Genomic DNA, 10,972 nt, shown 5'->3' with positions numbered 1-10,972 from the left:
TTGCTGGAGCGTGCCCAGGTCGCTGCCTAACGGTCGTTCTACGTAGAAGCGAGACAGCCATTCTCCCTGGAGCGGCCTCAAGGGGTCCAGGTAGGCATATGCTTCGCGCAGGGTGCGAGCTGGCGCGTCCACGCTCATGGGCTCTCCTCCTCTGGCGGCGTTGATGAACGGCAGAAACCCTTCTCATCGCGCTCCATCGTCGGCGGGCACAGCCTCTGGCAGGGCTGGCGGCCCTAGCTCCTGCGCTCATAGGTTGTCACGGACTCATGGCGCCCGTAACATGGCAACCACTTTGTGTTCTCTCTCCCCCTGCGAGCAACGGGCTGATCCGGAGGGCTGCGCAAGTTTGTTGCAAGCGCAAAGCGCACTCGATAGTTTAATTATGCCTCCAACAACCCACAGGAGGCCTTCGCAGGAACCCGGTGGGTGTTCAAGGTGCAGGGCGAGGGCAGATCCTGCATGGCTCATTAGGGGCTCGAAGGGGGCGCAATGAAGGGCATCGACCTTTTCCTCCTCGTAGCGCTGGGCGCCATCTGGGGCGGTTCCTACCTGTTTTTCGCCCTGGGGGTGAAAACCATCCCGCCCCTCACCTTTGTGGCGGGCCGGCTGCTTATCGGCACCGCGATGCTATGGGGGTTCCGAAACCGTCCACAACGAGGGCCCGCCGGGGATCCGCCTCTCGGGGCCTTCCTGGTGATGGGCCTCTTCAACGCGGCGCTCCCCCACACCCTGATCGCCTGGAGCGAGCAGACCATCCCCAGCGGGCTCGCCGGGGTGCTGATCGCCACGATGCCCCTCTGGACCGCCGGGATGACCCGCTGGATGCTGCGAGAGGAACAACCCTCCCGGCGCCAGCTTGGCGGATTGCTCGTCGGATTCCTCGGGATCGTCGTCCTGCTCTTCCCCGATCTCCGGCGGGCCGCCCATGCCCATCTGCTTGGGGAGGCTGCGGTGCTCATCGCGGCGATCTCTTACGCCGGGGCCACGGTTTACGCCCGGAAGGCGCTCCGGGGTGTCCCCCCGATCGAGGCGGCCATCGGGCAACTGCTGAGCGGGGGGCTGATGGTGTTGCCCCTCAGCCTGATCCTGGATCGCCCGTGGACCCTTTCGCCGGCCCCCGTTTCGATCGCCGCCTTGCTCGCGCTGGCGGTCCTGGGGACGGCGATCGCCTATGTGATGTATTTCCAGCTGCTGCAGCGGGTCGGCGTGGTGGGGATCTCGCTGGTGACGTATCTGAACCCGATCTTCGCCGTGATCTGGGGCGCCCTATGGCTGGGGGAGCCGCTCTCCGGCTGGGTCTTGGGCGGCATGGCGCTGATCCTGGCCGGCGTGTTCCTGGCGGGACGTTAGATCCCCAGCCCGCCCTCGAAAAGGTCAGCGGCTTCCTCCGGCCCTCCCGCGCGTGCCATCTGCGCCGCCCAGCGCCGGGCCTGCTCCCGGTATCGGTCTTCCTTCAGCAGATCCGCCACCGCCTCCCGCCATCGGTCCGGCGTGGCCTCGGCGGGCCGCAACGCCCGCCCCACCCCCGCCCGCTCGGCCCGCCGGGCCTGCAGGTGCTGTTCCCCCGCGTGGGGAACGATCAGCTGGGGAACCCCGTAGACGAGGGCCTTGTGGGTGGTGGCCATGCCCCCGTGGTGGATCACCAGATCCAGCGAGGGGAAGATCCGATCGTAGTCCACCCAGTCGTGGAGCGGAACGTCCGGCAGCGCGCGGCGCACCGCTTCGCGCAGCCCCGGCGCGAAGGGGCTGCGCCCGAGGACCACCACCGGCTCCCCGCCCAGGCGCTGCACCGCGCGGGCCGCGCTGATAAAGAAGGCGGGATCCTCCGTGAACGTGCTGCCCAGGGTGATCAGGGCGCGGGGCCGAGGGCCTCGCTGGAGATCCGGAGCCCTGCCCCGCGGAAGGCCGCCGAAAAACCGGTTTTGAGGATCTATTGCCTCTAGGTCCGAGAACCAGGCGGCGGGGAAGAAGACGATGTGGGCCAGCGGGGAGGTGATCTGGGGAAAGGGATCCGCCCGCCAGTAACGCCCGGCCAGGCCCAGGGCGCTGGCGACTTCCGCCAGCCGGTCCTGGGCCCGGCGGAGATCCTCCTGGGCTTCGAGGGTCCGGGGGACGGGCCAGTGGCCGGCCGGGAAGCCTACCACCACGAGGGGGAGGTCATAGCGCTCCGCTGCCCATGCCGCCACCCCGGCGAACGGCTCCGCGACGATCCCATCCGGCCGCCACGCCTCGATCCAGGACCCCAGGGCGCGCAGGGCCCGCGCGTGCTCCTCCGGGTGAAGCCAGGCGTCTAAGGCGCGTTCCCGACGCCGTTGCTGGCGTTCGGCAGGGGGGAGATCCGGACACAGCGGCGGCAGCCACCGCCAGCCGGCCGAAGGCAACGGCACGAAGGGCAGGCCCCGGCGGACCACGGCCTCCTGCACCATAGGGCCGCTGGCCCAGAGCACCCGGTGGCCCCGCCGGGCCAGGGCGACCGCCAGCTCCAGGTAACCCCCATAATCCAGGTGCCCCCAGAGCGGGGCCGAAACGAACAGCCAGCGTTGCGGTTTCATCACGGAAATAATGGAAAATCCGTTGTTGTTTTCGTAGGGGCAGGCCCCCGTGCCTGCCCCCATCGGGGCAACCCCCTGTGGTTGCCCCGATGAGGACATCACGGCCCCATCCGAATCGGCCCCCGGCCGACCTCCCGATGGCAGCGTTCGCAGGCGGGGATAACGATTTCCCGGATCGCAAAGAAGGGTTCCAGGGACTCCTGGTGAGCGCGATGGCAATCCACACAGCGCACCGAGGTCCGGAGGTCCGCTCGAAGCAGATCCGTGTGGAAGTGGTTCTCGAAGGCTTCCAGGGTCACCGGGTTGGGCGCTCCGGGTTCAACGCCCCCGCGTTGAGGCTCCCGGATATGGCAGAACCAGCATCCGGCTTCTGGAAGGTGGGGCCAGCGCACCGGGTGCTGCGGGATATCCGCAGGGATGAAGGGCGTGCGGACAGCGTTCCAGGCCCCCAGGGTCAGGGCCAGCCCGCGTTGAGGGAGGGATTGATCCCCCCGATGGCATCCCACGCACGAGATCCCGGCGGCCGCGTGGGCGGCGGCGAGATCGACCGCCCGGCCCGCCCGGGCGGCCGTCGCCCGCCCCACGTAAGTCCGTTCCGGGCGCAGGTGACAGCGGGCGCAGAACGAATCCTCCTCCTCCGCTCGGGAAACCCACAGCGCCGCGCCCAGCGCCACGACGAACGCCGCGCCCACGAACACACTGGCTCCCCGCCCGATCGACATCCATGCCTTCTCCAGATCATCCCCCCGGCGCTTTGACCGGTTATCCATCGGGGGTTGAGGGGGATCGAAGCCCGTCCGGGGGACGAGGAAGCACCAAGATCCATGTCCAATGCCATGGGCAACTTCAGGGGGCGAGTCCGATCCGGGCCCCTTCGGGAGGAAAGCGGGCCGGGTCCAAAACCCAGGGGCGAGCTCGGAAGTCGCCCATGAAGTGCCCCGTCTTCTCCGGAGGATGGCTCACTAAAACCTGGGGGGATGGACGAGCGTTCTGCCTGACATCCCTCCCCGCCGATCTGCCCCCTTTCCCACCTCCTGGCGAGGACAGCCTCCCGGCCAGCCCCCCGGGTCTCGATGGCGGCATATCTGGCTCCGAAGGCGATCCATGCTCCCCAGCGCTCGTTCAAGGATTGGGCGGCCCGGATGGCTGTTCCACCGCTGGACCGCTGGCAGCGGGAACCTGCCTCCGGATGCGGTTGTAGACCAGGATCGCCAGGCCGGCGGCCAGGGCGATCAGCGAGAAGATTTGCGCGGCGGCGATATGGCCGATCTTCCATGCATCCGGCCGCAGGCTCTCGATCCAAAGCCGTCCGACGGGATACCAGATCAGATAGAGGGCGAAGAGGTCGCCTTCCCGCAATCGATGGCCCAGCCGCCGGTTGAGATAGAACAGGATCAGGAAGCCGATGGTGTTCCAGAGGGATTCATACAGGAACACCGGATGGAACCGCGTCTCCGGCGGCAGGGTCAGGTGCTGAGGCAATCGATGCTCCAGGGCGATGGGAATCCCCCAGGGCAGCGTGGTGGGTGGGCCGTAAAGCTCCTGGTTGAAGAAGTTCCCCCACCGCCCGATGGCCTGGCCGACCAGGATGGAAGGGGCCACGATATCCAGCCAGCGCCAGACGGCCAGGCGATGCCGGTAGGCGTAAAGAAAGAACCCGGCCAGCCCCCCGATGAGAGCGCCATAAATGGCCAGCCCGCCCTCCCAGATGTAGAGGATCTTGATGGGGTTCTCCCGATAGTAAGACCAGCCCACTGCTCCTTCCGGGCTCGAGAACACGTGGTAGAGGCGAGCGCCGATCAGGCCCATAATGAAGACCACCAGCAGACCATCCCAGACGTGATCCGGCTTCTCCCCGCGCCGTCGGGCCTCCGCGGCCGCCAGCCAGGCCCCCAGCAGGATCCCGAGCATCAGCAGAAGACCGTAGGCCCGAATGGCGAAGTTCCCGATGCACAGGATGGCTCCGGTCGTCCCCGGCGGACAAAACATCAGGACCTCCCTGTGGAAGTGAAATTGCCCATAGCCCCCATTATAGTCCGAACGCGCGGATCGAGCGGTATGGGCGCGCCGCTTGACGCCCTCTGCGAGAACGGGCATAGCTCCTGGCCCATCGCAGCGACGGCAGCAATGCCCTCTGGAAAACGGCCCGCAGCTTGCAGGACAGCGCCCTCGACCTCGAGTGCATCGAGGGTTACGCTGTTCGTTCCCTCTTGGGGCGTTTAAGGGGAAGGAGCCGGGCGTTGAAGGCGCCCGGCTCCTTCACGAAGCGTCGGATCCCCCTCCCCACGGCTGAAAGGGCCGTGGGGAGGGGGATCGGGGGGTGAGGCGATCCGGTTCCCTCTTAGCGGCGCATCTCCTTCTATGACGAACCCTTTCAGAGTCCTTACCGGTGGTAAAATGAGCTCCAGCGATCTCGCGACGACAGAGCGTCCGGACCGCCGTGGCGAGGGAACGCTCAGGAGGCTCTTATGCTTCGCACGCGATGTCCCTACTGTGGTCGGCCGTTCTCCATCTCCCGGGAAGAGGCCGGCGCGATCCTGGCTCAGGCGCTGGCGGAGAAGGCCCGCTACGGCGCCCGCGAGTGTCCCTTCTGCCGCCGATGGGTGAAGATCGGGCTGGAGGAGCTCCGCCGGGCGGCTCCGGTTCGAACGGAAGCTTCCGCCGGGACGGAGATGGAACCGGAAGCCCCGATAGCGCCCGCTGCTCCGCCGGAGCCGATGCTGGTTCCGGAAGCGGAAGCTGCTTTTCCTTCGGTGGAAGCGGTGGAAGAGCGCACTGCGCTGGAGCCGGCCGCACCCTCAATGGCGGAACCCCTGTCCCTGGAGACGCCGGTGGAGCCCTCGCGCCGGCGGCGCGGGAAGCGGGCGAAGGAGGAGGAAGAGGGAAGCCTGGAGGAAGCCCCGCCCGCGCCGAAGCGACCCCGGGCGCGCAAAGCCAGGGCGTCTGCCGAGGAGGAGGAAAAATTCGAACACCCCCAGCGATCCAAGAAGAAGGAGGCAGCCGAATGAGTGGAGGGCGAAGTCTTCTCCAGCAGCCGGAGTGGAGCGAAGCCTTGGCCGTGATTGAGGACCAGGTGGAAATCCGGGATCTGCCCTGGATCCGGCAGAAGGGGATCGATGGGCTGGTCCGCCAGGCGGTCTTCGGAAGCCCGGGGGAGAAAGCCGAAGCCCGCGGATGGATCTTCCGGATCGGTGAGGCGCTGGGGATCCTCCCGGCGTCCATCCATGAGCTTTACGCCGCCCGGGGCCGGGGCGAGGTTCCCCCAACCTTTACGGTGCCGGCCATGAACCTGCGGGGGATGACCTACGAGATGGCCCGGGCGGCCTTCCGGGCCGCCCTCCGCCTGGATGTGGGCGCAATGATCTTCGAGATCGCCCGCAGCGAGATCAGCTACACCGATCAGCGGCCGGAGGAATACGCCGTCGTCATCGTCGCCGCCGCCATCAAGGAGGGGTTCCGCGGACCGCTCTTCCTCCAAGGCGATCACTTCCAGGTCTCCGCCAAAGCCTACGCCAAAGACCCCGAACGGGAGCTCCAGGCGGTGCGGGATCTCACCGCCGAAGCCATCGCGGCCGGGTTCTACAACATCGACATCGACACCTCCACCCTGGTGGATCTCACGAAGCCCACCCTGGACGAACAGCAGCGGCTCAATTACACCCTGTGCGCCGAGCTGACCCGCTACATCCGCTCCATTGAGCCGCCCGGCGTCACGATCTCCGTCGGCGGGGAGATCGGAGAAGTGGGGGGGAAGAACAGCACGGTGGAGGAGCTGCGGGCGTTCATGGACGGCTATCGCCGGCACCTAAGTGATGAGGTGGGGATCAGCAAGATCAGCGTGCAGACCGGCACCACCCACGGCGGGGTGGTGCTACCGGATGGGCGGCTGGCCCAGGTGGCCATCGACTTCGAGGCCTTGAGGGCGCTTTCCCGAGCCGCCCGCCTGGAATACGGGCTGGCGGGCGCGGTGCAGCACGGGGCCAGCACGCTGCCGGAGGAGGCCTTCAACAAGTTCGTGGAATGCGAGGCCTGCGAAGTGCATCTGGCCACGGGCTTCCAGAACTTGGTCTTCGATCTGTTGCCGGCGTCCTTCCGGGAGGAGATCTACGCCTATCTGCGGGCGCATCACGCGGAGGAGTGGAAGCCCGGGGAGACCGAGGAGCAGTTTTACTACAAGGCCCGCAAGCGGGCGTGGGGGCCGTTCAAGCAGGCTTTCTGGGAGCTGCCGGAGGACACGCGAGGGCCGATCCGCGAGGCCCTGGAAGCGCGGTTCGCCCTGCTGTTCGAACGGCTCGCGGTGGCAGGCACCCGCGACCTAGTCGCGCGGTGGGTGCGGCCCGTTCCCTTCCTCCGGGCGATTTCCGCAGCCCCAGAGCTCCGGGCTCCCCGGGAGGAGGTCGAGGGCCTGGCCGATTGAACGAATATCTCGGGGAGCCGGGCTGGGCGACAAAGGCCCTGGCCGAGCTCCCCCAACCTCAGAAAGGCTCACGTTCAGAGCCTGTGCCGCCGGCCGAACCCGATTGCGAAAGAACGTTTCAGCCACCTTCCTCATACGCTGCGGTGCCATCCGATTCGGGATCTAAGGGTGATCGAGGCGATTGGCGCTTGGATTGCCATAATAGCGGCTCTTTAAACTGCTAAGGAGGGATGCAAAAGAGGGTTTGGGGCGGAAGTCTCCCATACACGGCGTCTCGGGCGGCGCGAGCTCGGGGGCCCTCAGCTAGGGAGCCCGTGCGGTCCGCTTTACCGGCCGGCGCGGGCGGCCCAAAGCCCGGCCCCGATGATCAGCGCCCCTCCCACGAAATGGGTGAGGCCCAACGGCTCCCCCAGCAGGAAGTGCCCTAACAGCGCTCCGTAGATCGGCAGGGTGTTGTAGAACATCATGGCGCCGCCCGGACCCAATCGACGGACGCCTTCGTTCCAGGCCAGGAAGCCCAGCACCGTGGGGGCGAACCCGATATAAAGCACCGCCAGCGCAACCTCTGAACGCCAGTGAACCGGGAAAGAAAACTGTTCGACCAGCGCGGCGGGGATCAGCAGCGGCATGGCCAGCGCCATCGATAGGGCGGTCGTAGAGATCGCGGAGCGTCGGGCCATGACCTTCCGCCCCAGAACGGAGTAGATCCCCCACAGGGTGAGCGCCGCCAGCACCAGCAGATCGCCGATATTGCCGTGGAGCATTTCCCCCAGGGCCAGAGAGCCGTTGGAAATCACTACGATCACGCCCACCAGCCCGACCAGGGCAGCGATGAGCTGACGCGGGGTAAGCGGTTCCCGGATCAGCAGCGCGGCCAGGAGGCCGGTGATCAGCGGACCCAGGCCGTTGATGAGGGTGGCGTTCACTGCGGTGGTGAAGCGCAGGCCCCAGTAAAGCGTGGGAGCAAAGAGGGCCACCCCGGCCAGGGCCATCCCGAGGAGCAACGGGGCATCGGCGCCCGGGCGGCGTTCCTCAGATGGTCGGGATCGCAACAGCCAGGCGAAACAGAGCAAGGCCAGAAGAAACCGAAGCGCTGACAGCGTCAGCGGCCCGATGCTCTCCCGCAGCCAGCGGCCCAGGGTCATGTTCGTGGCCCAGGTGAAAGTGGCCAGGTTGACCAGGAGCAGGCCGATCCAGGCCGACTCCCCCACGCGGGCTGTCCAGCGCCTCCAGAGGATCCCTGCTTTCATCCGCTCCATCCTGGCCCCTCCTGAGGGGAAGCATCGCAAGCCCTTGGGACATGGTGGCGAAGCGGATCCCCTCGCTCCCTTTCCGCCCCAGCGTCGCCGCCCTGGCTTAAGCCGCCGGCAGGGTGAACACGAAACGGGCGCCTTGGCCGGGTTCGCTGAAGGCCTGGATACGACCGCCGTGGGCCTCCACAGCGTGACGGGCGATGGCCAGCCCGAGGCCACTGCCGCCGCCTCCGCGATGACGATCCCGGCGATAGAAGCGTTCGAAGATGCGCGGGAGATCCTCCGGTGGGATTCCCGGGCCGGTGTCCGCCACCTCGATGGCCACCCATTCCCCCTCCGGCCAGGCCCGCACCCGCACTTCGCCCCCCGGGGGCGTGAACTTGATGGCGTTGTCCAGGAGATTGCCTAACGCCCGGCCCGCCCACTCTGGGTCTGCCCATACCCGAAGCCCTTCCGGAAGGTCCAGATGAACCTTGAGGCCCCGTGCCTGCCAGAGGGGGGCGAATCGCTCCACCCACCCCTGCACCCAGGGGCGAACTTCTACGGCCTCATAGGCGAGGGGCCACTCCCCGGCCTCCAGACGGGCCAGATCCAGCAAAGCGTTGACCAGCTGGATCAGCCGGTCCAGCTCCCGGGTCAGACGTTCCCACGAGGGCGGGATAGGTTCAGCGGGCTTCAGCTCATCCAGCAGTAGCCGGATGGTGGTGAGGGGCGTCCGCAGGTCATGGGCGACGTTGGCGGTGAGCTCCCGCCGCGCCCGCTCGGCTTCCCGCTGGCGAGTGATATCCACCAGCGCCAGCCCGTAGCCGCGGGGCCATGTCCAGCCGGTGGCCAGCCACCAGCGATCCCGCCATCGGATCTCGGCGGTTCCTGTCGTTTCCAGGAGCGTCTCCAGTTCGAGGGAGGGGATCGCTTCCGGAAGGGCGCGGCCCGGCCGGGCGTTGAGCTGCTCCGTGGCCGGACGGTTCGCCCACAGGATCCGTCGGCTCTGGTCAAGCAGGAGGAGCGCTTCCGTTCCACCCAGCCGTAACCCTTCCAGCCAAGCCGCCATGCGATCGCATTCCGCCTCCAGCTCCCGGCGTGCTCGTTGCGCTTCCTGGAGGATCTCTTCCAGCTGGCGTCGTTGTCGGTTGAGGAGGACCAGCCCGGCCAGCGCGATCAGCAGGAGAATCCCCAGAACAACCGCGATCCATTCCATCGGCTTAACCCTCGAAACGATAACCGATCCCGCGCACGGTGACGATCCGCCGGGGGTGCGCAGGATCTTCCTCGATTTTCTCCCGAAGCCAGCGGATATGCGTGTCCACGGTTCGGGTGTCCACGGGGTGCTCCACGCCCCACACTCGCTCCAGGAGGAAGGCGCGACTCAGGACCCGGCCGCGGTTCTGGACCAGGGTGGCCAGGAGGTCGAATTCCTTCAGCGTGAGACGGAGCTCCTGGCCGCCTTTATATGCTTTGCGGGCCAGCAGGTCCAGGGTCAAATCCCCCGCGGCCAGCATCGTCGCCGGACGGCCCCGGGTTCGACGAAGGAGGGCCCGGATGCGGGCGATCAGCTCCCCCACGTGGAAGGGCTTCACCACATAATCGTCTGCTCCCACCTCCAGCCCCACGATCCGATCCACCGGCCCGCTGCGGGCTGTGAGCATCAGGATGGGAACGTCGCTTTCCTTGCGGAGGATCCGGCAGACGGAAAGGCCATCCAGCGTGGGGAGCATGAGATCGAGGATGATCAGGTCCGGCTGGGCCGTTCGAGCCAGCTCCAGAGCCTCTCCGCCGTCCCCGGTGGTGATCACCTCAAAACCCTCGCGCCGAAGCTGATCCGCTAGGGTCTCCCGTAGTGATGGATCGTCCTCCACCAGCAGCAGGCGCATCTCCCCTTCACCCCATTCCATCAGCGTTCGAGCCACTTCGAGGGCGCTCCCGACGGGGATGAGCCCCGTTTCCGTATTGGCCCAACGAGGCCATGTGAACCCCTGTCTCCTGGGGCTGGATTCCGACGCCTTCCCCGCACCGTGGAAGGAAAGCGATGGGAGCCGTGACGTAGAGCCCTTATGGCTCCAAGATCTCATAGGGGCTGGGCGTCGGCCATTCCGGGAGCAGGCCCATCAGCATAACCCCCGCCACCACGCACAGCCGCACCGGCTCGGTCCCTGTATTGAACACCCGGTGGGCCGTGTTTTCACGGTTATAGATGGCATCCCCCGCCTCGAACTCGTAGCGTTGTCCGTCCGACTCGATATAGCCTCGGCCCTGCAGAACATAATAAACCTCTTCGCAGTTATGGCGATGCAGAGGGGTATGGGCGCCCGGATCGATCTCCACGATGCCCATCACTAGGGTCTTGACGGGAAAGCCGGTTTCCGGGTAGATCACCTTCCAATCTCGAACGCCGGGCAGGCGCTCCATCGGGGCGCCGCTTCGAAACTCGAAGGGCTTGATCACGACACGATGTGAACCGTCCATCTCCTGACCTCCGTTGGTGAAGGCCCGAAAGGCCCTATTCCGTCCCCTGCCCTCCGCCTAAAGGGGAATGAATGGGTGCGCAAAGATAGATTCCGGGGGTTAAACCCCGAGCATGCGCCTCCAAATGATATTACACACCATGTGTCCCTTCAGGCGTCGAGTTCCATTGGAACGCCTTCGGGAGGGACGCGGGTTGGGCTTCTCCTTCCTTCCTTTCCTTCCCCAGGGCCCATAAGCTCTGGGGAGGAGAGAAAAAAGCTTTTTGGGGCTGGGGCGCTGCCTTTGGC

At 66.6% G+C, this 10,972-nt stretch carries 10 protein-coding genes; 3 read left to right on the top strand and 7 right to left on the bottom strand.

What is annotated here, in order from left to right:
• Positions 1-489 precede the first annotated feature (489 nt).
• Positions 490-1,350 carry an EamA family transporter gene (locus NZM16_RS09520; RefSeq protein ID WP_295480137.1) on the top strand — a complete coding sequence of 287 codons (861 nt, stop codon included), beginning with the start codon at positions 490-492 and terminating at the stop codon, positions 1,348-1,350.
• On the opposite strand, the gene NZM16_RS09515 is transcribed toward NZM16_RS09520, so the two are convergent.
• The 3 genes from NZM16_RS09515 to lgt all read right to left on the bottom strand — a co-directional run bounded on the left by NZM16_RS09515 (position 1,347) and on the right by lgt (position 4,649).
• Entirely contained in the window at positions 1,347-2,615 is a 1,269-nt protein-coding gene (locus tag NZM16_RS09515; protein ID WP_295480135.1) for a glycosyltransferase, read from the bottom strand. The genes NZM16_RS09520 and NZM16_RS09515 overlap by 4 nt on opposite strands.
• Before the next feature lie 35 nt (positions 2,616-2,650).
• On the bottom strand, positions 2,651-3,274 hold the full coding sequence (locus tag NZM16_RS09510; protein ID WP_295480133.1) for a hypothetical protein: 624 nt from the start codon (positions 3,272-3,274) through the stop codon (positions 2,651-2,653).
• Positions 3,275-3,674: 400 nt separating this feature from the next.
• The gene (gene lgt / locus NZM16_RS09505) at positions 3,675-4,649 is read right to left on the bottom strand and encodes a prolipoprotein diacylglyceryl transferase (RefSeq protein WP_295453663.1); all 975 of its coding nucleotides are present in this window, start codon (positions 4,647-4,649) and stop codon (positions 3,675-3,677) included.
• A gap of 371 nt (positions 4,650-5,020) precedes the next feature.
• Here lgt and NZM16_RS09500 point away from each other — a divergent pair, with 371 nt between their 5' ends.
• Together NZM16_RS09500 and NZM16_RS09495 are read left to right on the top strand one after the other, a co-directional pair.
• Positions 5,021-5,560 carry a hypothetical protein gene (locus NZM16_RS09500; protein ID WP_295480131.1) on the top strand — a complete coding sequence of 180 codons (540 nt, stop codon included), beginning with the start codon at positions 5,021-5,023 and terminating at the stop codon, positions 5,558-5,560.
• A complete protein-coding gene (locus tag NZM16_RS09495) occupies positions 5,557-6,969 on the top strand; it encodes a class II fructose-bisphosphate aldolase (protein ID WP_295480129.1) in 1,413 nt (470 codons plus the stop codon). The genes NZM16_RS09500 and NZM16_RS09495 overlap by 4 nt, the downstream gene beginning before the upstream one ends.
• A gap of 326 nt (positions 6,970-7,295) precedes the next feature.
• Here the strand turns inward: NZM16_RS09495 and NZM16_RS09490 are convergent, their stop codons facing one another.
• From NZM16_RS09490 to NZM16_RS09475, 4 genes are all read right to left on the bottom strand, one after another.
• Positions 7,296-8,228 carry a DMT family transporter gene (locus NZM16_RS09490; RefSeq protein ID WP_295480127.1) on the bottom strand — a complete coding sequence of 311 codons (933 nt, stop codon included), beginning with the start codon at positions 8,226-8,228 and terminating at the stop codon, positions 7,296-7,298.
• A gap of 97 nt (positions 8,229-8,325) precedes the next feature.
• Entirely contained in the window at positions 8,326-9,420 is a 1,095-nt protein-coding gene (locus tag NZM16_RS09485; protein WP_295453306.1) for a cell wall metabolism sensor histidine kinase WalK, read from the bottom strand.
• Between the two features lie 4 nt (positions 9,421-9,424).
• Positions 9,425-10,093, bottom strand: coding sequence for a response regulator transcription factor (locus NZM16_RS09480; protein WP_366946228.1), 669 nt, complete (start codon positions 10,091-10,093; stop codon positions 9,425-9,427).
• 178 nt (positions 10,094-10,271) lie between these two features.
• Complete coding sequence (locus NZM16_RS09475; protein ID WP_295453311.1) at positions 10,272-10,685, bottom strand: dimethylsulfonioproprionate lyase family protein; 414 nt, start codon at positions 10,683-10,685, stop codon at positions 10,272-10,274.
• Between the last annotated feature and the right edge of the window lie 287 nt (positions 10,686-10,972).

It is taken from the genome of Thermoflexus sp. (assembly GCF_025055495.1).
Taxonomy (GTDB): domain Bacteria; phylum Chloroflexota; class Anaerolineae; order Thermoflexales; family Thermoflexaceae; genus Thermoflexus.
This window is presented reverse-complemented; position numbering and strand designations above follow the sequence as displayed.